The sequence below is a fragment of the Nostoc sp. TCL240-02 genome (assembly GCF_013343235.1).
Lineage (GTDB): Bacteria > Cyanobacteriota > Cyanobacteriia > Cyanobacteriales > Nostocaceae > Nostoc.
The window spans coordinates 1614774-1640628 of sequence record NZ_CP040094.1 but is presented as its reverse complement, the minus strand read 5'-3'; the positions used below and the strand labels follow the sequence as shown (position 1 = coordinate 1640628).

The 25855-nt window shown below is 43.8% G+C and carries 28 protein-coding genes and 4 pseudogenes; 12 read left to right on the top strand and 20 right to left on the bottom strand.

The annotated features are described in order from the left end of the window. The first annotated feature begins 238 nt into the window (after positions 1-238). From FBB35_RS07180 to FBB35_RS07165, 4 genes are all read left to right on the top strand, one after another. Positions 239-1003, top strand: a complete 765-nt coding sequence (locus tag FBB35_RS07180) for a hypothetical protein (RefSeq protein ID WP_174709084.1) — start codon at positions 239-241, stop codon at positions 1001-1003. Positions 1004-1180: 177 nt separating this feature from the next. Continuing rightward, the gene (locus FBB35_RS07175; RefSeq protein WP_174709083.1) at positions 1181-1861 is read left to right on the top strand and encodes a hypothetical protein; all 681 of its coding nucleotides are present in this window, start codon (positions 1181-1183) and stop codon (positions 1859-1861) included. A 610-nt stretch (positions 1862-2471) separates the two neighbouring features. Next, entirely contained in the window at positions 2472-2948 is a 477-nt protein-coding gene (locus tag FBB35_RS07170) for an ester cyclase (protein WP_174709082.1), read from the top strand. Positions 2949-3149: 201 nt separating this feature from the next. Next, a complete protein-coding gene (locus FBB35_RS07165) occupies positions 3150-3629 on the top strand; it encodes a GNAT family N-acetyltransferase (RefSeq protein ID WP_174709081.1) in 480 nt (159 codons plus the stop codon). 144 nt (positions 3630-3773) lie between these two features. On the opposite strand, the gene FBB35_RS35675 is transcribed toward FBB35_RS07165, so the two are convergent. Further along, the gene (locus tag FBB35_RS35675) at positions 3774-3998 is read right to left on the bottom strand and encodes an ester cyclase (RefSeq protein WP_174709080.1); all 225 of its coding nucleotides are present in this window, start codon (positions 3996-3998) and stop codon (positions 3774-3776) included. Here FBB35_RS35675 and FBB35_RS07155 point away from each other — a divergent pair. Continuing rightward, positions 3927-4241: a hypothetical protein gene (locus FBB35_RS07155; protein ID WP_174707955.1), complete on the top strand. Its 315-nt coding sequence runs from the start codon at positions 3927-3929 to the stop codon at positions 4239-4241. The two genes, FBB35_RS35675 and FBB35_RS07155, sit on opposite strands and share 72 nt — an antisense overlap. A 612-nt stretch (positions 4242-4853) precedes the next feature. Here FBB35_RS07155 and FBB35_RS07150 read toward each other — a convergent pair. Next, positions 4854-6347 carry an amidase gene (locus FBB35_RS07150; RefSeq protein WP_174709079.1) on the bottom strand — a complete coding sequence of 498 codons (1494 nt, stop codon included), beginning with the start codon at positions 6345-6347 and terminating at the stop codon, positions 4854-4856. A gap of 72 nt (positions 6348-6419) precedes the next feature. On the opposite strand from FBB35_RS07150, the gene FBB35_RS07145 reads away from it, so the two are divergent. Next, the gene (locus tag FBB35_RS07145; RefSeq protein WP_174709078.1) at positions 6420-7013 is read left to right on the top strand and encodes a TetR/AcrR family transcriptional regulator; all 594 of its coding nucleotides are present in this window, start codon (positions 6420-6422) and stop codon (positions 7011-7013) included. Positions 7014-7083: 70 nt separating this feature from the next. On the opposite strand, the gene FBB35_RS35385 is transcribed toward FBB35_RS07145, so the two are convergent. The 17 genes and pseudogenes from FBB35_RS35385 to FBB35_RS07070 form a co-directional block, all read right to left on the bottom strand. Beyond that, entirely contained in the window at positions 7084-7218 is a 135-nt protein-coding gene (locus FBB35_RS35385) for a hypothetical protein (protein WP_302480951.1), read from the bottom strand. A gap of 325 nt (positions 7219-7543) precedes the next feature. Continuing rightward, on the bottom strand, positions 7544-7900 hold the full coding sequence (locus tag FBB35_RS07140; protein ID WP_174709077.1) for a hypothetical protein: 357 nt from the start codon (positions 7898-7900) through the stop codon (positions 7544-7546). A gap of 240 nt (positions 7901-8140) precedes the next feature. After that, positions 8141-8365: a hypothetical protein gene (locus FBB35_RS07135; protein WP_174709076.1), complete on the bottom strand. Its 225-nt coding sequence runs from the start codon at positions 8363-8365 to the stop codon at positions 8141-8143. A 49-nt stretch (positions 8366-8414) separates the two neighbouring features. Next, a complete protein-coding gene (locus tag FBB35_RS07130) occupies positions 8415-8975 on the bottom strand; it encodes a WGR domain-containing protein (protein WP_174709075.1) in 561 nt (186 codons plus the stop codon). A gap of 13 nt (positions 8976-8988) precedes the next feature. Further along, positions 8989-9336, bottom strand: coding sequence for a hypothetical protein (locus FBB35_RS07125; protein WP_174709074.1), 348 nt, complete (start codon positions 9334-9336; stop codon positions 8989-8991). A gap of 93 nt (positions 9337-9429) precedes the next feature. Then, positions 9430-10635 (bottom strand): annotated as a pseudogene (locus tag FBB35_RS07120) (AAA family ATPase); the annotation flags it as partial. A 66-nt stretch (positions 10636-10701) separates the two neighbouring features. Further along, positions 10702-11724, bottom strand: coding sequence for an IS4 family transposase (locus tag FBB35_RS07115; protein WP_174709073.1), 1023 nt, complete (start codon positions 11722-11724; stop codon positions 10702-10704). Between the two features lie 90 nt (positions 11725-11814). Beyond that, positions 11815-12243, bottom strand: a pseudogene (locus FBB35_RS07110) (ATPase); the annotation flags it as partial. A gap of 83 nt (positions 12244-12326) precedes the next feature. Beyond that, positions 12327-12830 carry a transposase gene (locus FBB35_RS34390; protein ID WP_254625695.1) on the bottom strand — a complete coding sequence of 168 codons (504 nt, stop codon included), beginning with the start codon at positions 12828-12830 and terminating at the stop codon, positions 12327-12329. A 77-nt stretch (positions 12831-12907) separates the two neighbouring features. Continuing rightward, a complete protein-coding gene (locus FBB35_RS34385) occupies positions 12908-13285 on the bottom strand; it encodes a transposase (RefSeq protein ID WP_254625633.1) in 378 nt (125 codons plus the stop codon). An 83-nt stretch (positions 13286-13368) separates the two neighbouring features. Continuing rightward, a complete protein-coding gene (locus FBB35_RS07100) occupies positions 13369-13578 on the bottom strand; it encodes a DUF2997 domain-containing protein (protein WP_174709072.1) in 210 nt (69 codons plus the stop codon). 3 nt (positions 13579-13581) lie between these two features. After that, a pseudogene (locus FBB35_RS07095) lies at positions 13582-14031 on the bottom strand (DUF1257 domain-containing protein). 143 nt (positions 14032-14174) lie between these two features. After that, positions 14175-15040: pseudogene (locus FBB35_RS07090) on the bottom strand (hypothetical protein); the annotation flags it as partial. Between the two features lie 441 nt (positions 15041-15481). Next, on the bottom strand, positions 15482-16039 hold the full coding sequence (locus FBB35_RS07085) for a hypothetical protein (protein WP_174709071.1): 558 nt from the start codon (positions 16037-16039) through the stop codon (positions 15482-15484). 130 nt (positions 16040-16169) lie between these two features. Next, on the bottom strand, positions 16170-17063 hold the full coding sequence (locus FBB35_RS07080; RefSeq protein WP_174709070.1) for a hypothetical protein: 894 nt from the start codon (positions 17061-17063) through the stop codon (positions 16170-16172). Between the two features lie 192 nt (positions 17064-17255). Next, entirely contained in the window at positions 17256-17894 is a 639-nt protein-coding gene (locus FBB35_RS07075; protein ID WP_254625851.1) for a hypothetical protein, read from the bottom strand. Between the two features lie 114 nt (positions 17895-18008). Further along, positions 18009-18758 carry a transposase family protein gene (locus tag FBB35_RS07070; RefSeq protein WP_368041824.1) on the bottom strand — a complete coding sequence of 250 codons (750 nt, stop codon included), beginning with the start codon at positions 18756-18758 and terminating at the stop codon, positions 18009-18011. Between the two features lie 670 nt (positions 18759-19428). Between FBB35_RS07070 and FBB35_RS07065 the strand changes: the two genes are divergently transcribed. From FBB35_RS07065 to FBB35_RS07045, 6 genes are all read left to right on the top strand, one after another. Continuing rightward, positions 19429-20067, top strand: a complete 639-nt coding sequence (locus FBB35_RS07065) for a hypothetical protein (protein ID WP_174709068.1) — start codon at positions 19429-19431, stop codon at positions 20065-20067. 64 nt (positions 20068-20131) lie between these two features. Then, positions 20132-20383 carry a hypothetical protein gene (locus FBB35_RS34380; protein WP_254625850.1) on the top strand — a complete coding sequence of 84 codons (252 nt, stop codon included), beginning with the start codon at positions 20132-20134 and terminating at the stop codon, positions 20381-20383. Continuing rightward, complete coding sequence (locus FBB35_RS07060; protein ID WP_254625849.1) at positions 20361-21143, top strand: ABC transporter ATP-binding protein; 783 nt, start codon at positions 20361-20363, stop codon at positions 21141-21143. Before FBB35_RS34380 ends, FBB35_RS07060 begins: the two co-directional genes overlap by 23 nt. A gap of 9 nt (positions 21144-21152) precedes the next feature. Beyond that, positions 21153-21857 (top strand): COG4280 domain-containing protein, encoded by a 705-nt coding sequence (locus FBB35_RS07055; RefSeq protein WP_174709066.1) that lies wholly within the window; start codon positions 21153-21155, stop codon positions 21855-21857. 213 nt (positions 21858-22070) lie between these two features. Next, positions 22071-23327, top strand: coding sequence for an MFS transporter (locus FBB35_RS07050; RefSeq protein ID WP_174709065.1), 1257 nt, complete (start codon positions 22071-22073; stop codon positions 23325-23327). Then, the gene (locus tag FBB35_RS07045) at positions 23324-24511 is read left to right on the top strand and encodes an anion transporter (protein ID WP_174713550.1); all 1188 of its coding nucleotides are present in this window, start codon (positions 23324-23326) and stop codon (positions 24509-24511) included. The genes FBB35_RS07050 and FBB35_RS07045 overlap by 4 nt, the downstream gene beginning before the upstream one ends. Here the strand turns inward: FBB35_RS07045 and FBB35_RS07040 are convergent. After that, on the bottom strand, positions 24482-25837 hold the full coding sequence (locus FBB35_RS07040) for an RNA polymerase subunit sigma-54 (RefSeq protein ID WP_174709064.1): 1356 nt from the start codon (positions 25835-25837) through the stop codon (positions 24482-24484). The two genes, FBB35_RS07045 and FBB35_RS07040, sit on opposite strands and share 30 nt — an antisense overlap. Positions 25838-25855 lie beyond the last annotated feature (18 nt).

Sequence of the window (25855 nt, the reverse complement as noted above, 5' to 3'; positions counted from 1 at the left end):
TTAGTATCAGACAAATAGCCGATTTTTCAGTTTTTTATAACCGTTACAAAATCGGTATTTTTTGTTCCTTCAATTAGGTTTTATCTGAGGTTCTAGGCAATGAGTTATCACAATCATCTCTAATCCAAAATGATTTAAAATCCAACAGGATGTTTGGTTTTTTAAACATTTATGGGTGTGTCTCAATAGCATTTACCTCATGACGTTCAAAGCCAAATCTTTGTAATAAGACATTAAAATGAGTAAACAACAGGTCGTTGACCGGATTAAAGAATATATTTCGGAACTTGAACTTCCAGAAGTCGATTCTAAACTGCCTAAAGTCTTTCGCTCAGAGTCTCTTGCTTTCCAGAACGATACTCCAGGTGCTGCTGCTAATGCTGGAAGCCTTGTTTCATTTGTATCAGGATTGACACAAGAGCACAAAAGTGATGTACTAAACTCCACGTTGCTGGCGCAATTAGCCGCTACTAAGAAATATGATCGTTTTAAGCAGACAAGGCAGTGGTACGAATTTTATACATCTGTTCTCGCACAAGTCGGTTGGGTTGTACCTGCGTTTGCCTATAGGGAGTATTCACCTTCCGGTAGCTCTTTCTTAGTTGCGGACGCTATTATCGAGATTCTAAAAGCTATAGCTACTGGCAATGAGATGGATATATTAGTGACATCTCTTAACGCACTCAAAAATAACCCTAAAAACGAAGGATCTCTCACTCTGTTCGAGCAGCAAAGCTTTCCTGAAAATTTAGGAACCTTTCAAGTTCTCCCAGTTGGTGAAGATGATGGGCAATTAGTAATGGCAATGTCTGCCTTAGAGTTTAGGGCAGACAAACATGTAACAAGGTTCTTGTGGTTTAGTTGGTCAAATGTCTCTACAAAACTCTTTCAAAGTTCTCAAAAGGCTGTACTAAATGAAGATGTCTATAGCCGAGTTAGGGCGGAGGTTATCAAGAAATTAGGCGATAGGGCCAGCCAATACATCAAAGACATCGAGATTTAACTTAATCGTGTAATGCCAGGCAGAGATCGTGTATCTGTATGCTTCTTTGTTTAGCGCAGAACGCTGCACATCTCTGTCTCGCTGTCTTTGCACATATTTCAGCAGATCCTCCACCACTAGAGGTTAACAAGCGTCAATGCCGTCAGCATAACCACCTTTCTAGCGAAGGAATTATTCATGAATTACAAAAACGAAGTGTTACTAGAAGCTGGATTTGTTAATGCGGGAAATCTATTATCATTCGCTTCGACTGTGCCATATCTGCAACGGTGCGATATTTTAAATTCAATTCTTCTAGCACAGCTCGCGGCAGATAAGAAGTACTCACGAATAGACAACACCGAGAAGTGGTATGGATTCTATACAGATACTTTGGGACAGCTAACATGGCAAAGCCGTGTATTTCAGTTTAATGAGTATACTCCTCATAACAATACTTTCACCTTAGAGGATGTTGTATTCAGCGTGTTCGAGAAGAATATTACTGATGATCAACTATCTCTTGTGAAAAAAACGATCAATACTTTCAGGGACTTGCCAAATGACGATATGAGGGTTGAATTGTACGATAAATTAACTCACTCCCTGCATATAATTAATGTCCAGGTGGGCGTGGTAAATAGCTTATCGGTTATGTCAACTGTGGGCATCATACTCAAAACAAAACAAGAGGTGGAAAGATTGTTTACAGGAAAGTTTTCTGTTTCGATGCTTGATAGCAAGATTATAACAGTATTATATAGTGCTGCTCTAAATGAAGAGTTGTATAGCTCAATAAGAGAGAAGGTTATAGATAAACTCGGTTTAAAGCGGAATGAGCTTATTTTAGATTTAGATATCGTTTTGAAAGTTAGCTAGGATATAGCATACAGATTGCCCCACAGTAGGCATCACCGTGCCAAAACGGGAAAATTGTACGCTAAGGCTGAAAGCGTTACCCAGCAAGCATCTTAGCCTGTCGCTTTTCTACAGCACCCGTGAGCGGCTGTTTACCCTCAGTTGATTGGTGCAGAGTATTGTACATACTCTGCACCAATCAACCTATTGCATATAAAAAACCCTGGATAGATGCGAACTATATCGAGATTGCAATTTATCCAGGGTTATAAAGTATGTATTTATGTCACGTAAAAACGTAAACTAAGTATTCCCAAAAATTTTGGAATTTGAACATTATTTATATAGATGTGATCTTCAGGGAGCCTGCCGAAATCAACCACAAAGTATATGCTCTAATCTGTACTATCTAAACAGAAATTAAACGATTGTCGGCTCAATGCCAAAAAAGCGATCGCGTTAGATCAATATATATAGGCACCAATTACACGTAATGGCTCTTACGTGTAATGCTGAATAAAGCCAGGTGTTTTGAAGGCGATCGCTGAGGTAGTGTTTTCAAGTCGGCTAGAAAGCCCGGTTAAGTTCTCGTAATCACCGGGTTACAATCTAGTTCAAAACGAAATTCTGTATGCTGACTGAACAAAACAAAGCCCTCGTTCTCCAGTTCTACAAAGCTTTTGATGATCGCAAAATGGAGCAAGCCTTAGAGCTTTTGGCTCCAAACTTTGTTGCTCATCTAGCGGGTATAGCAGAGCCATTGGACGGGGCAGGGTTTAAGCAGTTTGGGATGTCGTTTTATTTAGCTTTCGGTCAGGGACAGCACATTTTTGATGAGGTTATTGTTTCAGGCGATAGGGTTGTAACGTATGGAAGATTCACAGCCACACATCTTGGAGAATTTCAAGGTCTTCCGCCAACAGGTAAACAAATCAGTTTGTCGATCATGCACATCGATCGAGTCGAGGATGGAAAGATCGTGGAGCATTGGGGGCAAGGCGATGCACTCGGATTGATGCAGCAGTTAGGGATTGTTTTCTTACCCGCTCCGAAGCTACTACCATATATTCTGAAAGGAGTTGTATCCAAACTGTTTAGGAAAGCCTGAAAGTAGTTGCCAGTGGCAGAACAACCCGCTTGCACCCGACTGCTGACAGATGCTTGGTTGAGTCCGAGAGGTTGCTAGCAGAGGGTGAAGCGGAACGTTATACCGCTAAAATTCTTGATGAGAGGTTAATTTATACCTGTCTGCAACTTAATAAATTCAGCTATCAATGATTTGTGCTGAGTATTCCTTAACCAAAAACCTATGATTCGACTGATTACGCGCAGTGACACACCTAGCTTGATCGCTTTGGCGGAAGCGTCTGGGTTATTCGAGCCAAATCAAACCGAGGAACTCGCCCAAATGCTGGATCAACACTTCAATAGCGAACTGGAGAGTCAAGATTTGTGGTTTACCGACGACGATAATGGGGTAGTAGGCGTGGCGTATGTTGCGCCGGAACGAATGACCGAAGGGACATGGAATCTCTATCTGATTGCTATTCACCCTGATCATCAAAGACTTGGACGTGGTGGTATCCTGCTGAGTCATGTTGAACAAGTACTAGCAGATCGCGGTGAACGTGTGCTGTTAGTGGAAACGTCCGGTCTTGAGAGCTTTGAATATGTCCGATCATTTTATCGAAAGAATGGTTATGACGAGGAAGCTCGGATTCGGGAGTTCTACAAAGCAGGAGATGACAAGATCATTTTCCGTAAAGCATTTGGGAAAAGCGCTGCATAACAATCCGCTTGCACATCGACCGTATCAAGTTACACCTTTGGGCTATTACGTGTAATAGAAGCCTCAAAGTCGAATGGCACGCTTGTTAAGCATAAATCCTTGAGATTACTGGTTTTGGGGTGTGGTGCATGAAGAAGTGGTAATTCAAGATTGAAGTTGCTGCATCAGACCTGCTGCGTCAGAAACAGACCAATGTTCAGCAATCTTTCCATCTTGAATCCGATCAATCCGGATCACCGATGTCGAGATGCTCCTGCCAGTTGGTGCAATGCCGTAGAATGACCCCCTGTGCTTGCCGTGACTTATTATGTAGCTAACAACCCGATCACCTTCCGCGACCTGCTGCACAATCTCAATTTGGCTGCTCATTGCCAGTTAACCCCATCGAGTACGTCACTGGCTTTTTGTTCCCATGTTTGCTTTTCTGATTGGTCTTGTTTTGCAAACCTAGACTCGACTTTTACAGCATTGCAGTGTTTACATTTAAGTCTGGGTGTCCCAGCTTTTGTAGTTCTCTCGCTTGTAAAATCAATGCCTTTTGGGGGTAAGATCACCGAAGCTGACGTTTGCCGCCATATAACAGCTAAAACCCTTGCTGTGCAAGAGATTTAAAAATAAAAATGCCGTTACTCACCAAAAATTCGTATGTAGTACACTACTCCTGTGCCAATTGACCTTTACTTTATTTGGTGCAGAGTTTTGCAACGTCGCTATAAGGGTTTCAGGCTACAAAAATTAGAGGGGTTCAAATGGTACAGCCCTCTATAACCTGTTAAGTCCACTAAATCCGGGAGCCAACGGGTAAAAGTAAGATTTTTTTCTAAAAGCTTTACAAGGCAAAGCTTTTGAGAGTTAAGTGGCGGCAAATGACAGGCTCGCTGATTCCACCCCTAATTGGGAGGGGCGGAAGATAATACTTCCCCTCGACCTAACTGATACCCGACTTTGGCTACAGTCAACATCTCTTGAACATAGCGACAGCTACGGTGGAGCAAGAGGAATATATCAGTATCTAATAAATGGTGGTGAGGGCTGGAGCCTAACGAAGACGAAAATTATAATCAGCTACGCTGAAACTTACTTTGAATCTGGAGTTATACTTTGTTGAAAAATAGTGGTAAATAAGGGAATTATAATAATCAATTTAATTTCATTTCCTTCACAGGAACTATTTAACCTAGAAGTTAAATACGGAATAGCATTTAATCAATTAAATGAGAAATATCAAGTAGACGAAGTTGAACTTGAGCATGGGTTTCGGAAAGCATCAATTACTTGATCAAGTGACTGCGCGATCGCTAATAACTCCATCTCTCGCCAACGCTTACCGACTATCTGCATCCCGATTGGTAAGCCGTTTTGAGTTTGTCCAATTGGAATGACAACAACAGGGTGTCCTGTGAGATTGAATGGAACTACATAAGCACCCGATGCCATTGAATACGGCACACTGCGATCGTCAACTAGAATAGCTGCACCCCGTTCACGATGTGTGAATGCAGGAGTCATCGCCACAGGGCAAAGCCAGGCATCCCATTGGGCTAGCTCTCCATCCATCTGAGCAATAAAGCGATCTCGCTGCGTTATTGTTTCAAAGTAGCCTTTCAGAGTCGGGTTAAACGAAATCGGCAATCCAATGCCAGCGATATTACCAAGCTTGCGTAAGTCACGATCGCCTTGAGTGCTGTCACGAAATAGAAAAGCCAGATTCTTACGAATATCACCAGCTGTTAGAGACTGGGCATAGATAAGATTGTAGGCTGCAAGCTTGTAGTAAGATTGCCATGCCGCAGGAAAATCAAAATTTGGAACCCACTGTTCAATGGTTATTCCTGCTTCAGTAAGCTTTGTTGCAACCGATTGCATTGTTGATTTGATATCTGCTGCAACTGGATAGAGAGACCATTCATCCGCCCAAGCAATCCGTGGAGTCCGAAGTGTTTTATCACTTGATCGGTCGAGCAGAACGGGGGGAATGTCAGGTTGAGATGAATCAGCACCAGCGATAATTTGCAGGCAAAGGCTTAAATCTTCAATCGAACGAGCCAGACTACCAACTGTGAGCATTTGGCGCATACAGCGAGGTGCCCCTGGAACTTCAGGAATATGCCCGGTTGTCGGTACTCGACGATCCGTTGGCTTGAAACCATAAATGCCACAGAAATGGGCAGGCTGACGAATTGACCCACCAAAGTCAGAACAGATATCTAGAGGAGAAAGCCCTGCTGCGATTGCCGCCGCACCGCCACTAGAAGTACCACCAGGAGTGTAGTCAAGATTCCAGGGATTGTTAACGCGAGGAAATACATCGTTGAGTCCCTGATAACCACCTGCCAAATCACCTGGATTCGTTTTTCCTAAAATGATCGCTCCCGCAGCACGAAGACGACTGACAATGGTTGCATCGTGTTGGGGAATGTAATCTTTAAGAGACTCAGAACCTGCTGTCGTTCGCAGCCCAGCTGTTTCAAACGTGTCTTTAATTGTAATGGGAACTCCATGTAGGATGCCCCAATTCTCACTATTTGACAACGCTTCATCTGCTTGTTTAGCGCTTTGAAGGACGTACTCTACGTCTAAGGTACAGATGGCGTTAAGAGTTGAATTATGGTTTGAAATTTGAGTAAGGTAAGCATCCACCACTTCAAGGGACGAAATAGTGCGATCGCGAATCATTCGCGCAAGCTCATGGGCACAGGCAAATGTCAGGCTACTCATAGGCGCAAATAGCAAGTTCAAGATAAAGTTAATTATATTCACTTTTAGTTAATTGGATTAACTAAATTAGTTATGGGTCGTCCAGTCAAAGAAAAGTCCTTGACACAGCAGGATGTAATTAATGCGGCGATCGCCTGTCTTGATAAAGAGGGGGAAGCTGCTTTAGGTGTGAATCGGGTTGCAAGAGAATTGGGCATTAAACCTCCCGCGATTTACAAGCATCTAGATGGCAATGCAGCCCTGCGACGGGCAGTTGCACTCACGATTTGGCAGCAATATATTGAATGGTCTCGTCAACAAACCAATGGCTTGGACAATCCCCACGCATTACTGCGGGCAGAAGGACGGGCAACACGGGACTTTGCGCGTTCGCATCCCAACCGCTATCGAGTTATGACCCAATTTCAACTCAATCTCCAAGATCCAGAAACTTCCCCGCTGATTCAAGAAGTCTTCAGCTTCCTCAAACGTGTGTTGCAAGTCTACAATCTCAGTGAAACAAAATTAATTGATGCAATGCGAATGGTTAACGCAGCGATTACTGGTTTTATCGCCATCGAACAGGCTGGATTAATGACATTAGAACGTTCTACTGATGATAGTTATGAGGTGATGATCGATGCGCTAGTAGTTGCAATCCAACATATTCAACAAGTTGACTCATGATATCTAAGGAACTTGGGGTCGAGCCGAAATCAGCCCAAAATAGTGCCACTTACATTAGCAGACATCATTTTTAGCGGTTTTGAGCAGCAGTCTTCAGACATAAAACCCCATTTTTTAGCCCCGTTTTGGCACGGTGATGCCAACTAGCAACTAGCACTGCAACTTCATATCGGCGTAAATAGAAGGTTCGTGCAACCAGGGGCAACCTGTGGCTATAAACCTTATACAGCAATAGTTACAGAGATTGATACGAGATTTAACCGCGCTCATGAAAAGATAAGTTGCACAAATACTTTTTCTAGCGCATAGACAGTAAAAGAACTTTGCCTAAAACGGAGCTTGGAGTACCTGGAAATGTGTGTTTCAAAGTATTATTGCTCCGTATTGAAACTGAAAAACATTGCCTAAAAGGAGACAAACTAGGCAATGTTCTCATTTGTATTTCTTATCAATTAACCCTAAAAAATTGGTCATTTTTACAAAACTTTACAAGGCTGCACCTGGTGACACGAACCTTCTATTTACGCCGATTAGTGGGACTCATCACCAAAAGAAGCACTCCCAAGAAAGCTAGAAAAAGTAAACAGCATCCAACCGAAATAAATATGTTTTTGGGTTTGCCAATCATATCTGTCTTCTACCGTCGGGATTGTGTTAGCTTCAATGATTTCTAATCCCCAGTAGCCTAACGCACTGATGCCAAACAACATAGTGCTGACGATAGATAATTTAGCTATGACTTTGAGAATGCAATTGCTTAAACTAGGCGGTGTTTGAAAGGATTGCCTGTGACGATGATGGATAGCTAGTTCACTTGGAGCTACAACCAAAACACGTCCTGGTTTTTGTTGAGTGAGTTGGCAGACAATTTGTTTGTTATCAGTCATAGGTCAAACCAAAGCCTGTTGGTTGTAACTAGATTAGCTTCAGTAATTATATTGTAAACTTTCGTCAGGTCGACGTGGTTAAATTTACATAAAATTTCCATATTCATAAAAAATATTCTAATGGTTAAGCGATGTCATACGAAACAACCAAAAGGACAAACAAGCGATTAAGCTGAAAGTCAGTTAAAAATATCCCCCAGTGCAGTATGTGCTGGGGGATATTTAGCTTCTATTTTTTATTTAGCCAAAAGCTAATTGCTTGGCATACTCTTGTGCTTCATCTCCAGATAAAGGCTGAAAATTTCTAATTAGCGTTGCTGCATGAGTTCCTTCCGCACTGAAAAGCAGGGAATAGCAATGAGGTTCAGGAAGCCCTGGATCTTCCATCTTTGCGATCCACAACCAACTTGATTCTTCGTCTTCCTCACATGAGTAATCGTAATGTAGTTCTTCTGTATTAAACATTGTTTTTTGCTCCTATTTTTATCAAAAGTTTACATCTGCACCTTTACAATCACAAATGTCGCCAGAAGTTCTTACTGATAGTCTTGAGACTGACTACCTTGGGTTCTGCTGCTGCTTTAGGGGCATGACCAACAGCTACCACAGCAACAATTGGTGCAGGTGTTGCTAACAGAGAATTAAGTAATTCCATTTGATAATCAACATCTTCTACTGAGCGATATACCCTGTATGGTTCAATTTGCATACCCAAAGGTGTTGGGACAATCTTTAGATATTGATTTAGTGCATTGATATAAGCAACTGAAAAATTTCTCTGCTCTACATAAGGACGAATAATCTCTAGTAATTCAATCGCTCTGTTGATTTCAGAAACTTCACAATTACTGTCGATTTGTGACTGACTTCTTCTATAGCCTTTCATCATCTTTTCGGCTACCAAATTGTTGAATTTGCTAACTGCTCTTTGATGATTAGCTAACGTGTGGACTTTGGTTTGCGCTTGATAACCGACTCTGCCCCACTGCACTGTTAAGTTACTATCTTCGACAATGGCCGACCAGAACTTATTGCTGTTTTGAATTGCGTCAACAAAGACTAAATAGATTTCCATATTTTTAACCCAATCAACTCGCTAACTTTTGGGCATTGCCCCATCGGATTTGGTGTTGTAGTGCTTCAAGTAAGGTTTCAGCCTCCAGAGTTGTTAGCCCATTCAGAACAGAGCAGACATCATACAAATCTTGGGGAATAGAATCAGGAATCACTAGCTCACATAAAGCGTCTTCAAGGGCTGTAGAAACTGGATATTCAGTTGGAGTGTACTCTTGTTGCATAACAATGTATGTAGACAGAGCTACTCGTAATAACAGTTTTGTTTCTCTGTTTAACTTCTCTAAGTGTGCGCCGTAGTTATCAGCCAGTTGGTTAATCAAGTCTGTTTGACCGTAGTATGTAACTAAATCTGTCGTCATGTTTCTTGGTCTCATTAACTATTAAAAGGTTGCTATCAATTACTAGAAGAAAAAGCGATCGCCTCATAGAATCAGGAGACAATCGCTTTCTCATCAGTTCATATTCCGAAACTTAGCAGCACGTAGCGATTGAGTTTTCGCCGCAACCACAGGACTACTAGCCCGTCGTGCGGTCGATGCCCAAGACTGCATTCGCTCGACTGCCGCAGCATCCTGAATGGCAAGCGGAGTAATGGTTTGACGGCAATTCTCCAAATCATTAAGCGTCACCTGTTGCGGTCTACCCTCATCGAATGCCAGCAGAGCAGCTTCCGAAGCTAACGTCTCCAATTCAGCGCCGGAGAATTTCACGGTGGAAGCTGCGATCGCTTCGAGATATTCGGATTCCAGGTGAATGCCAAAGCGTTGTAGATGAATGCTTAGAATCTGTACACGCTCTGGTTCAGATGGTAAATCGACGAAAAAGTTTTCATCAAAACGGCCTTTCCTCTTAAGCTCAGACGGTAGTGCAGAGGGGTCATTACAAGTTGCCACGACAAAGACACCACACTGAGATTCCGACATAAACGTGAGAATATTGCCCAGAATTCTCTGTGAGACTCCACTCGTGTCACCAGTCCCCGAAAGTGCTTTTTCTATTTCGTCAATCCATAAAACGCAGGGTGCGGTCGCCTCAGCAGTCTTTAATGCGCGGCGTACATTCCCCTCAGACTCGCCTATCAGACTGCCTAAGAGGGATGCAATGTCTAGCTGGAGTAGTGGTAAATTAAGGATGTTAGCAATGTTTTTAGCCAATAATGTTTTACCTGTACCGGGCGGCCCTGCAAGCAATACACCTTTAGGTTGGGGTAGGTGTAGCTCACGCGCCTCTTGTGTGAATAGCCGCCGCCGCCGAGTCAGCCATTCGCGTAGTAGATCCAAACCGCCGAATGCGATTATCGCAGGTTTACCCAATTCGATACCCATTTGAGACAGTAGCCGAGTTTTGTACTCGACGGCTTTGGGGATGAAATCAGCATCAACAACGACACCATCATTAGTTAAGTTTTCTTTGACTGTTAACCGCAGAAAATCACTGATTTCTTCTAAAGTTAAACCCAGTGCTGCACGAGAAAGAGTTTCTTTTTCAGCATGTTCCAGGGAAATAGTAAAAGTTAGTTCTTGCTCAATAGCAGACTGTTGTAAGTCGTGTAAATATGAATTGATATGAAGTAGTATTTGGTCAATACTAGGTAAAGGAACTTCACAATAAGGAATCAATCTGACTAAGGATTTGTGTAGTTGTATGTTCTGACCCAGAAATGTTGAATCCTAATACAAAACTTTACATATCTAGTTACACTAACTCTCTTAAGCCTAAAATAGTCAACATGACATCATCTCCTCAAACCAATGAACATAACTGATTTTCTGACACATACAAGATTGTAAATAGCGGAATTTATCTAATAGCGTATGTCCCCATTGTTGTGGAATAGATAATATCTGTAAAATTAGATAAGCTATTAAACTAACGTAAATTTGTATAGTGATACCATTGACGTTCTTAGTAATTAATTTGTCAAGTTTTAAGTGCATCTTTAAAAACTTCCATAACAATTCAACTCCCCAACGTAATCGATAAATATCCCTAATTTCATCATCACTAACGGCAGCCTCTCCATCAGCAGGTAAATTAGTAACTAAGCGAAACTCGGTTTTCGCGTCTAAATCACAAAAATTAATTACTCTATAGGCTTGAGCATCATCAGATGCACCGACTTTGACCAACTCATTTGAGCTATCAAATTCTAATTTCCAATTATTTTTTATCCGCAAAACAAAATATTTGTTTTCTTGTACTAATTCTTGGATAAATTTTAATCCAGCAAAACCCCTATTCATTACTCCAACAGCATTTATTGGTAGACTAGACATGATTTTAGAACCAAATTTATAGTTATGGTCATGTCCAAAGTTTATGAAGTTATCTGATGGACTTCCAGTAGCTAGATTTAGAGAACTGAAAAGTTTTACTTGATGGTGTCCTAATACCCATAACAATTTACTTGTGAGAGTAATAATTGTTGAATCTATTGGACAAATTGCATATTTATTGTGTAACTTTTTTTGAGTTTTATTCTGCACTAATTCATTTAATTTTTGGTGAATTTCTTGAAAAGGTTTTTGGCTTCGATGTAAGTTTGCCTTAGAGAAAGTAGAAATATCTACCTCAAAACAATTGTTATTTAATCTGTTAAACAAATCTCGCATACTTGTTAAGCTGTTATCCATAGCATAAGATAACCAGCACTCAAAGAACAGACGACTGTTCAATACTGGATAATCGTTTTTTGGCAGTCCTCTCAAGATATCTTTGACAATCTTGGGAAATGAATTTATAATCACTATCAAATAGATATACTTTAATCTTCCGCCCAAAATTTAACATATTTTGGGCTGTTTTTATCGGATTTTTCTTAACATTCAACACTTTTGGTTCTGACCTAACAGCACAATGCGTTTATCTGTAGGTTTTAACCTGTGGTAAAGGTTTTTTACCTTACTTAAAATCTCCCATGATAACTGAGGTGAGTTCTTGGCAACAAACGGGTGAATGTCTCCCAAGATAAACACTCCAACACCGTTAAAATTAGCAATGTAATCAAACACATACAATCGTGGATCAGCCTGGGGCGGCTTTTTATACTCTGCTACTGGCTTAAATATTAAACCACCATCCGACGCAATCAGGCACTGTTCTAGACTGGACACACCGAGGTTCCAGAAAAACACTGGACATGAAAGCTTATTGTTAGCTTCAGTAGTCAGCCATTGAATAATCGTCGCTTCATCAGGTGATAGCACGTCAAGCGCTGCGATAGGGATTTGTGAATCGAGCGTGGAGAGCAGATTTGAGAGTTTCATGTCAATTATTTAATTACTTCATTTATGAAATGGCGAAGCCGATATTTTTTATCAGTAGTCAGTTAGAAGTGTTATAGCGGTTATCAGTCTTGTGAGGTACAGTAGCAGCAGTGAGTAAACCAACCCAGCAAATTCTCTATTGTCACTTCTGCGAATGCCGTATCTAATGCCTGGAGTAAATCAGGGTATGTCCTTGCACCGATGCGACGGAGAATGTTCTTAATCTTGGACCAACAATTCTCAATCGGTGAAAAATCGGGAGAATAGGGGGGGAGATAAATGAGATGAGCGCCAGCAGCGATGAGCAAAGCTTCAAGTTCATCACTTTTATGGATTGAGCAGTTATCCATGATCACCACTGCACCAGGCCAAAGTTTGGGTACGAGCTTTTGGGCGATGAAGGCATCAAAAGTCAAAGCATCGATAGAACCTAAGCCACTCCATTGGGTGAGCAGTCCTTTCAAGCTAATTGCACCAATTACCGAGACATTTTTCCCTTTGCGGTTGGGCTTTTGAGCATAGGCCTGAAGGGCCAGGCAAGGCGCGGGCACATTTGCGGATGAAGGACAGATTAACTCCCGATTCATCTAAGAAAATCAGCTCTTCGACGGGTATCCCCCTCAAGAGTTTCCAGTACTCAAATCGGGCTAGTTGGACTTCATCACTACCTTTTTTTGTGAGGTGGAGACTTTTTTTTGAGGTTGAGGTGAAGTTTCCAGCGAACCATCCGATTCACCGTAGCTACCCCAATTAAGACCTCTGTTTTCTCGTAAAGTCGTTCCCGCAATTCGCTTAACGTCGCATCGGGCTGTGCTATGACGAGTTGGCGCAGGATTTCTAACTGTTCAGCATTCAACTTTGTTGCTGTCTGCTCAGTCCGCACCTTGGGGCCTATCATCCCCAATTCTCGATGGCGTTTGAGTAAATTTTGCACAAAACTTAAGGTGACACCAAAGTTTTTAGCCAGTTTTCGTTGGGAAATGTCACCGCAGGCATAAGCATCAACTATTTTTTGACGCAAGTCGAGAGAGTAGGCTTTCATCACCACCAATTATCAGTAGAATTGCTCTCTCCTACTGTACTGAAGTAGACTGATAACCGCTATAACTGACTACTGATTACTAACTACTGGCGCTGATACTGTTGGTGGGTGTTAGTGTTACGGATTTGTCGGGCTGACTCTTCTTTGTAGATGCGATCGCTTTCGCCCACAACTCCCAACGCCTCTTCAAATGGCTGGGTTACTGACAAACAAGTTAGTCCCTGAAAACCTTCTGCTTCGACTCGAACTTCACCTGTAGCCGAGTCAAAATGAATCAAAATTGAACGTTCCATAGTTTATCTCCTTGCATATTGTTGTATTTCTTGATGTCCGGCAAAAGTCAGCCGTAGAGTTTGTACAGTGCTGTTGGTTGATTCTGCGATCGCACATTCTCCAAACTTTTCTTGTAACTCGGCAGCTTTAGCTCTCACCATGCGTTGTCCATAAGCCAGCATTAGCTTATTGGTGAAAAAGTCTTGTCCCAGTTTCGGAACTGTTTCATAACTGTCGTGTATTATTTCGTACATGCCGCTTGACTGATTCCATTTGAACCCGATGTCTGCACGGGCTTTAATGGTACGACCAGATACAATGATTTCAGCACTTTGTCCTTGAGATGACCCGTAGTATCCTTTTAATGACTATGCTTTTTCATAAACTTGCGGTGATAGATTTAGATCCGTGAGAGCTTGTACTAAACATTCAAGGGATATGAGTTTGGTTTTAACAGTTGAGAAGTGTGACACAAGTTATCTCCAAGCTTTAAAAATTGGTTTGAGAAATAGTAAAAGTGCGATATTCTTTTGGAGGTGAACACCCCAGAGGTGAACACCACATTTCCAATTCATTAGTTAGTCTTGAGCGATGTAACTCCGCCCAAGACTGTTTTTTACCTGAACTTGAAAGACATGACTGTAGCTTTCGACAAGCCCACATCAGAGCTTGCAAGCTGTTGGAGATTGCGTTGTTCATCTAGTAGTTTGGTGCGAATCTCTTGCATCTTTTGCTGTAACTGACTGCGCCCCTCACTACCAAGATTCTTCGACTCAATCGCCGGATCATTAACAATCGAGTCAATGTGTGCCATCATTTGTTGCAGACTGCTATCGGCTTCTTGGTCAGCATTCGCTAGTAGTACCTGAACCTTCATCAGATGGCGTTCCATCTTTTTCTTGAACTGAACAGGTTTACGCCCTCCCAATCGGCTAGTTCAGAGAGAAGCTGCGCGGCGAGTTGTTCACCACCCGCGAGGGCTGATTCCCTTAGTCTTTACTCTAAGTTAGAGTCATACTGTTGTATAAATCGCGTGATTTGCTCCAAGCATTCGGCTTGTTTATGGTCGAGTTGTTCAGACAGGGTAGGGATAATCACTGGACGACCAATAATGACTTGGAGATAATCTTCAAGGTCAGTCAGAGTCGGAAAAGCCATTATTAAGTTGGCTTTGACTGATTCTTGCTTATCATGAGGTAATTCCCAAGTGTTAAGTGAGAGAAACTGGTCAATTCGCTCTTGATAATCAAGAAGTCCCGCTTCATAATCAACTTTTAGCTGATTACGCAGTCCAGGGGCGATGTTATCTCTAATATTAAGCAGTTGATTCCAAACGAGTGGAGCTAAATCAATCGGACAAATCCAATCGCCAGTATCACTACTCATCCATTCTTGAACTGAAGCAATCTCTTGCCTCAGTTGGGTAGCAGCTTCATCAAGCTTTTTGAATACCTTAATACCTCGTAGACCGACTTCAGAATTGGTAGTGCCTTAAAATCAAACTCCTCTGAGTCCCAAACTTCATCTAGGCTTGTAGACTCATCAATAACATTTGCAATCAAACAAGATTCGTCGCTATAATCCCAACCGTTAGCCAAAAGCCACGGCAGAATTCCGTCAGATTGCAGTAGTTTTTCAATGTCGAACGAGTCAGAAAACTATTGTAAGTTTTCGACACTGGGCTGAACAATTGTTATAGTCATCTCTTGTTGTTGGTGATAGTGATTACACAGCACAGCAAGCTGTAGACAAAACTTGAGCAACTGATGGTATTGCTAGCTACAAGCCTTGTTTACAGTCAGCGGATTACTCATACTTAAGACATAACTTGGAATAAGTTTGTCATGTAAACTGCAATAATTTATCTGGTAAACGTAAGGCAGAATTAATGATTACCTGCCTTTTTTCATCTCTACCTTTGAACTAAAATACCATTTCATTCGCAGCTTTTATTACAGCAATTGCCTGTTTACTGATCTCGCGCCAGTTCGTCTCCTCATTGTAGGATGCCATAACTAATTCCGACTCTACCCATACCCGACAGAATAAGACGCTTTCATCGGTTGTTCCTGGAGTAGGCTGTAGCGTGAGCGGAGAGTAAAGCTGTTGTGGAGTCAGAGTTGCGATCGCGGCTAATACACATTTAGCAAAGTGAGTCTCATGCCCACTTTCTAATATATAAAGTCTGTCTGCTTGAATTGTAATCAGCAACTTGTAAACTTCCTTTCCTCTGCGCTCACACTTCTCGAATTTAAGTTCTCGCAAATATCCAGTTAAGGCTGTTTGGGTAATCGCACTTGCTTCACTGTTGTTTAGGGTGTACCACAGATAACCATTGTGACGATTGCAGTAGATTTTGCTACTGCCAGCTTCACTGTGAAGTCCCAATTTCGGCTTATTGATTGCTGCAACTAATTGCTTGAGTAATTCCTCTTGGCGCATCAGAGCAGCAAGTAGTTCAGCATTTTCTTGAGGGTTCATTGTTCAATACCAATACATTTCACTTTTGTCTTGGCGAAGCCGTTGATTTCAGATGTATAAAGTGCAGAGCCAATAAAACAGCGCTCTTGTTACTACAAAAGGGCTTTATAAAACAGTTATTGGATTAAGATTATCCTTGTGAATTAAACCTGACCAACAACTCTTCACGGGATAATTGAAGACATAGCGGAGTAAATTCTTCTGGCGTTAACTGCAACAAACTATCAACGACTCTCAACAGTTCTTCATCAACAACACCAAACCGGAATCTCAACAAATTTTCTACAACTTGGCGGCGTTCTTGTTGTACTCCTTGTTGCTTAGTGGTTTCTTCCCACTGCTGGTAAGCTTGCGACAAATTCATAATTAATTCCTGCTCATCTTCTGTTAAAGTTTCTTGCTGTTGAACTATAATGACCTGCAAATTAGTAATCAGTTTGAGAGTATTTTGTCTTAATTGGTTGCTTTCGGGTAATGCCAGCAATTCATCAATGGCAGTACGTTGCGTTTCGCCTCTACCCAAAATCCTCAGCCATAATGTTTCCTCTGTTACTGGTAGCTTGTTAACCGCTACTATTGCTGCTTGAAAACATTTTTGGAAAAAGTAAACTCCAGTCGTCCAGTTTTCTAAGTCTAGTTTAACCTCTAAATCCTCCAACAGAGAGGCGGAAGCACTAGGCGATATAATCCATAAACGAGCTAAACTATCTTCTGGTAAGCTGGTTTTCTCTCGCTTGGCTTTGCGTTGTGAGTCTGCAATCACGGTGAACAGTTTCAGAAAACAGTTGCGTACCTCTGACCTAGTTGGTTGATTGCGGAATGGTTCCAAAAGTGCCGTATTTAGTACAGCGATTCTACCCAATAATCCAAGATTTTGAGCTTGGGCAGTTGGTGTGCTTGTAAACAAAACGTCAACAAATCTGGCTTCATCAGTGACTTGTTTGTTAACTTCTACTCTACCTAAAGGAGACAACAACTCCTCTAATAATTCCTTAGAAAACTGATCGTAAGGCTTGCTACTCATGTTTTAAAGGCGAACTGTGTTTTATTTTACAAGAATTGATTATGGTTGCATGGTGGGTATTAAAACCCACCATTTCATTTATGCCGCTACCAATTCCCGACTCAAGAGAGGCAGTTCAATCGGAGTCGTCACTCTAGATAGCACCTCTACAGCCTCTCTGACGCTCCAATACTGCACTCCATCGCCACAGCGCTAGTAGTAGGTCTTGGGGTCGTTTTCCCATAACTCATCAGCATTCCTGACCTTAAAGAGTATTCCCAAAAACTCACCATCTAGATAGACGTTGTGAGCCGTCTGGGTGTCAGTGCGTCCTACATAGGTCAATCGGTAGCCGTTTACTGGCGTACACAAGTCTTCTGCACGAGTCCCGCGATACGAGCAGTTGCCGCAGCCGTGACCATCGCAGTCTGGACAGATGGCAGCAGGCATATTCCATTTGAGTGGTGTGAAGTCCCATTCAGCAGGCGGGGAAAATAATTGAGGCTTTTGTGAGGTGTAGCAGCCAGCATAACCGATTACCTTGTCAGGATAGGGTTGGATACTCAACGATAACCAGTCACATTCATCTAACAAGCCAATTTTGTCAGCAGCTTGTTTTAATTCCTCATCTTCCTTTTGATTGCGCTCTATTGGAGTAGAAAGGCTTGTTTTAATCTCTGCTACTGCGCGTTTGAAAGACTGTTTGTGGTATCGAGCATAGCCGTGGGTCATTTTTACCCAGACGATATCATCATTGTTGATCCAGATAGTTACTACATCTTCGGGCTGGCACTCTTTTGAATAGACTTGTCCGAAAACTCCAAAGCCAGACTGTTCAAAGCTTTGAGGCAAAACTTTGATATTTGCGGAAAAACGCAGTAATAAGGCTTTGAGACAGTTACTGTTAGTTTAGAGGCATAAAATATCACTCCTATTTTTTGAGATTTTCCTGACTACTCTTAGTAGTTAAGTTGGCAAAATTAAGCTACCTATTCTTAATCTAACCAATCCACATACTGTGAAAATAATTTGTTCATAAGTATCGAGCTTTAATCGAAATCTTTGTGAAGCTATGCGAAATATTTTAAGTAATCGAATTAAATGTTCAATGAATATTCGATTACTAGATAAAGCCTTGTTTTCATCTTTTTGCTGTTGAGTTAATTCTCGCTTCGGTTTTCTTTTATGAGGAGTAGTTATGTTTTCGCCACCTTGAAACCCTTTATCACCTGAAAAAGGTTGAGATTTATCAAATTTGTGCTGAGATTGACGAAACAATTTTATATCTGCTGTTGGCCCAGGAACGCCTATCTCTACTTCTACAATATCCTTACCTTCTGGTATCCCAATCATTAAACTTTTTAATGTATGTTGCCTCTTCTTACCAGAAAAATATTTTTGTTGTTCCTTTTGGTCAGAATCCCTATATATTGGTTGTTCTAGACTATCGACTAACAGCCGAAAATTGGTTAATATTTCTTGAACAAATAGTAAATCACTCTCATTATTTGATACTTGTTCTAATAAACCAGCGGGTAAAATGTCTCGCAGGATTGGTATCCAGTAATGAAAAGTATCGTTAGCCTCTGTCTTCGATACCTCAAATAACATTCCTAATACAAGAAAAGTTGGCATCTGTCTTAGATAAAATAAGCACAAACATACTTGTTCGTCGGTTGATAACTTTTCGGGACGACCACCACCAGATGCATTCATTCTAATTTTCTGACTCTCCTGTTTAGTTTTGATGTCTTGGTGTCGTTTTATGGCGCAATTTAATAATGATTGTAGTTGCTTGTAACTAATCCCTAAAATTTGTTTTGTTCTGTGTGGATATTTCTCGATATAATCAAAAACCATAACTAATTCTGAAAAATGGTAAACGCTCAACTTAACGTTTTACCATTTTTCTTTTCCTAAGTTAATGTTTCGGACAAGTCTAATTGGTACTTGAGTTTTAACGAGGTAATTATCATCAATAACAATTAGCGGTAAGCGAAGCCATGCCGCAGGCTTATCGCCTTGAATGCATCACTTCATTTTTCGGCTCTAAACTATCAGTAACGATATCAAACCGTAATTGTTACGTTTTAAGAGAATCTGCAAGGATTGGTCTCAAAGCCTTGCAAATATTGGCTTGCAAGTTTTAGGACGGGTCTAATGAAAAAAATTGGGGCGTACAGGGGGAATCAGAGTGAGCAGTTGCGTCTATTCCCTGGATGGCATGGATTTTGCACTGGTTAGTAATGTCGTTTAACCATCACTGATCATGAAAACCCCTTTCAGTAGCATTAACGGTATCGTCAAAATGTATCTTTGCAATCCGAAAGGACAGCTAGACGGGCTGTTGCTTGAAGATGGCACCCAACTGCACTTGCCGTCGCACTTGGATGCAGAGCTTCAGCAAGTCGTTCAGTTAAGTGACCCCATTCAAGCCACCGTTGAACCGGGTACTGCCTCGACCTTCGGACAAGAGTTTCGCGTCCTCAGCTTGACCAACTTCCGTACTCAGGCAACGATAGTTGCAGGTCTACCGGACTCTGCACCGCCACTTGAAACTGAGCAATCCTTCACGGTTCAAGGCAGCGTGGAACGCTATTTGGTGGGGCATAAGGGAGAGTTGAAGGGACTACTGTTGAGCGATCGGTCGCAACTCCAAATTCCGCGAGGCTTTCAAGCAAGCGCGACTCAGATTCAACCAGGCGATCAGGTGATTGCCGAAGGCATGGGGGTTTGCCGCGAGTCGAGAACAAGCCTTCGGGTTACAACGCTACAGGTCAATGGCGAATCTCTGTCAGAGCAAGCAGAGCCGGCTCGAAAGCATCTTAGCAAAGCCATCGAGCATCATGAGCAGGCAGCACACCATCACCTGGAAGCCGCAAAACACCTCCGAACCGGGGACTTAAAGCAAGCGGAACATCAGGCTCAATGTGCTGACGAGCAGCATCGCCGTGCACTGAAACACACGCTAGAGCCGAAGCAGCCTCATTCCCATCCAGTTTCTCAAGAGGCAAACATTGCCTAATGGCTGAAATGATCCCGGCAGGGCATTGCTCCTAATCCTGCCGGGATCTGGCTGCTGCCATAGCTTGCTTGTTCAACTGGAGTTTTGTGATGAATTCAAATTTGGTAACTACTTTGCTACAAACTCCCTCCAAGGATATCACGCCCCAACCCAAGCCAGTGTCCCTGTTGCGCGATATGCTGCGGGTGCTGCTGGCATATCCGTATTGGCTGACGGCTTCGATTCTCTCTACCGTGCTCAATGCGGCGCTGGCACCCAGTCAGGCTTGGCTGTGGAAAGGCTTTGTGGATGGCATGAAGGCAAACGGTTCTGCTGATGGCTCTATTTTGCTCAAGTACGTGTTGCTGTTTGGGGGCATCCATGCGGGCTTGGGTTTATTGGGGTTGCTTGATCGCGTCCTCAACCGGGCTTACGATTTGCGCCAAATCATTCACTTACAGCGCACCTATCTGGCGCGACGGCAGCAGGAGCAGGATGCTCAGGATATTTCGCGGCTGTTGTTTGATTGCGATCGTGCCAAAGGTGGACTCGACCTAATTTACAAAGACTCGTGGCATATTGTAGCGGGTATTGTGTCGGTGCTGATCTGGCAGTTAAAACTAGCTCCAGCCTGGATTCCGGCATTGATTATGGGCACTGTCCCCCCTGTACTCATTGTGTTTGTGTTTGGTCGTTGGATTCAAAAAGCCAGCAGCAATATTTTGCAGCTTCAGAGCCGGATTGCGGCTTCCACCAGTGATTTAGAAAAGCAAGCACTCTTCAAACATCAAGAGTCTTTTTTCCGCCAGTCGGTGAAACTGGAGTTGTTTATGTCCAGCACAGACACCGTGATGGAAGTGGCAAAGTGGCTATGTTTGTTGATGCTGGTGCTAGTCAACGCTGTCTTGCATCTAGAATTATTGCCGCGTGAAGTTCATCCCGGCGATCTGGTACTGTTTGCGATGAATATGGATAGTCTCTCCAAGCCATTGGGCGATACGGGCAGACTCTATAGCAAAGTGCGACAGACGTATCCGGCACTGGTGCGAGTGTTGCAGCCGCAGGTAATGTCTGAGGTCACTAAGTCCAACATCTGAGGGTTTAAGATGAATGTCGGAATTTTTGTCGCATCATTAGGCAGTGCCAGCGTCGAGTTTTTTGAGACAGCGGCGATCGCCTATGCCATCTTTCGGTCAGGCTATCCGCGAGAAGCCATTTGGGGGACAATCACTGGACTAATGGGAGTTGGCATTGTTTCAGCCTTAATGGGAACCGGACTTCAATATATTCCAATTCGGATCTTGCAAGTCGCGATCGGCTTGGTGCTGCTGTGGTTTGGTTGGGGTTGGTACAAAAAATCCATCTTGCGTCAAGCTCGGCATAAACGGGCAGGCTGGATCACAAATCCCCTGGAATCTGAAGGCATTGCATTGGAAACTAAACGCAATCAGTTCAGTCAGCTTAACTTTCTGGTGATGACGAAAAGTGCAGCGATCGAAGCATTGGAAGTAGCGCTGGTGGTGATAACGCTCGGTCTCGCGTCTGGAACGTGGATAGAGGCAATAGCGGGAGCGGGATTGGCGCTGTTATTAACGGTTGCAGTTGTCGCAATGCTGCATGGCTATCTGCTAACTGTCCCTGATGTCTGGCTGAAGTTGAGCGCAGGCGTGATGTTGCTGTCGTATGGCACCTTCTGGCTGGCGGAAGGACTGGGGTTTGCATCGCCGCTCGGGGAATTTGCCCTCCCGATCCTGATTGGGTTTTACGGAGGGATCAGCCTGTTCGCCATTCGCCAATTACAAACCCAATGATGCACTTTGGCACGGTTTTTGCACAAGAGAATAGTGAGAACATTCACCTTATTTGAGGCTGTTCCAGCTTTTGAAAGACAAATTATGCGGCGATCGTGCCGTAGCCTTTGAATAGTCACTCAGCCAGCCACTTGTAAATGGTTAACTGAGTGCAAATTCCGGCATGAGTCCGATTGAATGTTCCTAAACTATCTATCTACACAGTGATGAATCATGCCAGCAGTTGAGCAGTCAGAAAACCGCAAACCGAGCCGTACCAGTTTACGATCGCTCGATGCTTTGAATGTATTTTTGGCAGATGTGCGAGATGGGGTGGGACCGTATCTCAGTGTGTATCTCAAGTCGTCGCAAAGTTGGGAACCTGCCCAAATTGGGTTGGTGCTTTCGGCTTCGACGATCGCCACTGTCCTCGCCCAAACCCCAGTAGGCGCGTTAGTTGACAATCTGCGGCAAAAGCGGCTGTTAATTATGATTGCCGCAATCGCAGTTTCCATCGGTTGCATTGCGATCGTACTGTTCCCTACACTGCCAGTCGTAGTTGCCAGTCAGGTTTTAATTGGGATTGCTGCTGCCATTTTTCCGCCCGCCATCGCCGCCATCACGCTGGGGTTAGTGGGGCACAAGCGCTTAGACCGTCGCATTGGGCGCAACGAAACGTTTAACCATGCTGGAAACCTATTAGCCGCAACATTAGCAGGCTTGATCGGACAGTTTGTCACCGCGAAGGGTATTTTCTTTTTAGTAGCAGCAATGGCGATCGGCAGTAGCCTTTCAGCTTTGCGAATTCGCGGACGCGAGATTGACCACGAGTTGGCGCGAGGCGCGGCAGATGACGAGGAACCTAGCGCACCTGGGCATCACCTTGCTGGGCTGCAACAATTGTTTCGTGATGCTCGCATTCGCTATTTTGCGATCGCCGTTGTTCTGTTCCACTTTGCCAATGCTGCCATGCTGCCGTTAGTCGGGCAACGCCTGGCAGAAGGAAAAGGCTTAGATCCCACCGTTTATATGTCTGCTTGCATTATTGTGGCGCAGTTAGTCATGATTCCCGCATCCAGTTTAACAGGTCGCCTGACCGAGACTGGACGTAAACCTATTTTCCTGCTTGCCTTCGCCGTATTGCCCATTCGGGGAATTCTTTATACACTCAGCAACAACCCCTACTTCTTGGTTTCAGTGCAAATCTTAGATGGTGTAGCGGGTGGCATTTTTGGCGTGCTGTCGATTCTGATGATTGCGGATTTGACACGAGGCACCGGACGGTTTAACTTGACCCAAGGAATGTTGAATACGGCTGTGGGCATTGGCGCAGGCTTAAGCAATCTACTGGCAGGTGTAGTGGTGCAACGAGCAGGATACAATGCTGGGTTTCTCATGCTGGCAGCGATCGCTGCTGTTGCTTTGGCTGTATTTTGGCTCTGTGTGCCCGAAACCAAGTCCAGCCAGCGTCAGGCTGTTGCCCAGTCATGATGATTCTGCGCTATCTCGTCGTGGTTCTAACCTATGTCGGTTTGGGACTGGGCTACCTGCCGGGACTGCGAATGAACCGGGCAACCATCGCCCTAGTTGGTGCTGCCGCCCTGATGGCGCTGGGTGTGCTGGATCTCAAAGCAGCTTGGAGCGCGCTCGACTACAAAACCCTGGTGTTTTTGTTCGGCATGATGGTGATCGGCGCTAATCTGGCAACGGCTGGGTTCTTCCAACTGTCACTGGATTACCTGATGCGCTATGTCCGCAGTCCGTTTGGGCTAATCGTGGTGCTAACCTTTGGCAGCGGTGTGCTGTCTGCCCTGTTTTTGAATGACACGATCGCCCTAATCTTGACACCGCTAGTTGTGGGTTTAACGGTTTCCCTCAAGCTCAACCCGATTCCTTATCTCTTAGCGTTAGCAGGTGCAACCAATATTGGCTCTGTCGCTACTCTTGGTGGCAATCCCCAGAACATCCTGATTGGCTCGTTTTCGGGCATTAGCTACCTGGATTTTGCCAAAGCGCTGACACCCCTAGCGATTGTGGGATTGCTGATCCAAATTGGCTTGCTATGGTGGCTGTATCCAGAGGTGCGCTCGACGAAACCCACTTTGAAGCCGGAACATTTGCGCTACCGCGTGTTTAAGCCCTTACTCACGAAAAGCTTATTGATTACAGCCGGACTACTGATTGCCTTTTTAATGGGCATTCCCACTGCTGAAGCCACACTGATTGCCGCAGGTTTATTGCTGGTAACGCGGCGCGTCAAGCCAGAACGAATTTTATCAAAAGTGGATTGGGATTTGCTGCTCATGTTCTCTGGGCTATTTATTTTAACGGAGGGAGTGCAAAAACTCGGCTTGTTAGATGGCTTTGCTCGGTTTGTGCACGATCCACTCAGCATTTTGGGTGTAACTGCGCTCTTGTCAAATTTGGTGTCGAATGTACCAGCCGTGCTGTTGCTACATCATCTGCTTCCACATCCCGATCCTCGCACTTGGCTGCTACTCGCTGCCGCATCAACATTAGCAGGCAACCTAACGCTGCTCGGATCAGTGGCAAACCTGATTGTGGCAGAAGCTGTTGCCAAGCAAGGGTATCGCCTCACCTTTTGGGAACATTTGCGATTTGGAGTACCACTGACACTCATGACTTTAGTGCTGACTTATTTTTGGATTGTTTAACTTGCGTTGAAAAGAGCCTTCGATACCTGCCAGTTGGCGATATTTAACGACTGTGCGACGAGCGATCGCCAAACCAAAGCGCAATTTCAGTAATTGCGCTAATTGATCGTCGGTGTAGGGTTCTGTTGGTAACTCTGCTTGAATCAATTGTTGAATCAACTGCTGCACTTGCTGTGAAGTGCGTCCGCCGACCCGAACGGACGTACAGAGAGATTTTAGCGGCACGATTTTACTGGAGTGTCCGTTGATTAAAAGATGTCGTTGCTGCACAATGCGGCTCACGGTAGCATTCGACAAGCCGACTGCCTGCGCGACCATTTGCTGGGGAGTGGGCACTAAATCTAGACTGTCTTTGCTTTCTAGAAAAGCGCTTTGGTGATCGCACAAAAATTGTCCGACTTTAAGCAAATTTTCCTGCCATTGATTCAGTGCAGTCAAGATGCTATGAGCTTTCTGCAAGAGGGATTCTAAACGCTGAACTTCACGGGATTTGCGGTTAGATTTGGTTAATAAAGCAATCGCCTCTTGATTCAGGCAAACATCACGATTCACTTCATACGCCAGCGATAATTGCCAACCGTTTATTTGTGGTTCTGCTTTCAAATCAGGCGTGATGATCGGCGCAGGACTATGGCTGAAGTTTCTCGCAGGTCTGGGTTCTAGTGCTTGAATTTGCTGAATTGCCGTTTTTAAATCATGGAGACTGATATGTGGGTTAGCTTGCTGGAGCAATTGCAATAATGCCTGACACTTAAGTGTTGCTTGTGCGGATTTTCCAACGCAATCTGCGATCGCTTCCAGGTGGTTTTGCACGAGAATAGTGGCTAAACAATGAGGTTGATCGCGCAACTGTAGCAACAGACATTCTTGCAGCGATCGCGCCCCAATTCCTGGTGGATCGAGGCTTTGCAGCACAGGCACAACCTCTGCCAATTCTTCAGCATTCCATTGGCTTCCGCCTGCCCACGTCTCAGGCGAGTCTTCCAGATAACCGGATGGTGACAGCCAGTGAGTTAAATAAATGAGTGCTTCCTGCTGCCTAAGCGGTAGACTCAGGGCAGAAATTTGTCCGGCGAGGTGTACTTGTAAATTAGGCTCTGGTGCAGCAGGCGTGTACCATTCCGGTAAAACGTCCTCTAGCAGGGCTTCTCGATGATTTGTCGCTGATCGATGTAGCAAAAATGGATTGTATTTTGCCTCTTCCTGAAGCTGGTTTCTGACGCGGCGGTGATCCATCGGCAACAGGCGCACCAGATAGCGCAACGTCGGGTATAAAACGGCTTGCGTTTCGAGATGTGTTTCTAGAGATGGGGTTGAGAAGGGCATGGATTAGGGTGTGGGGTA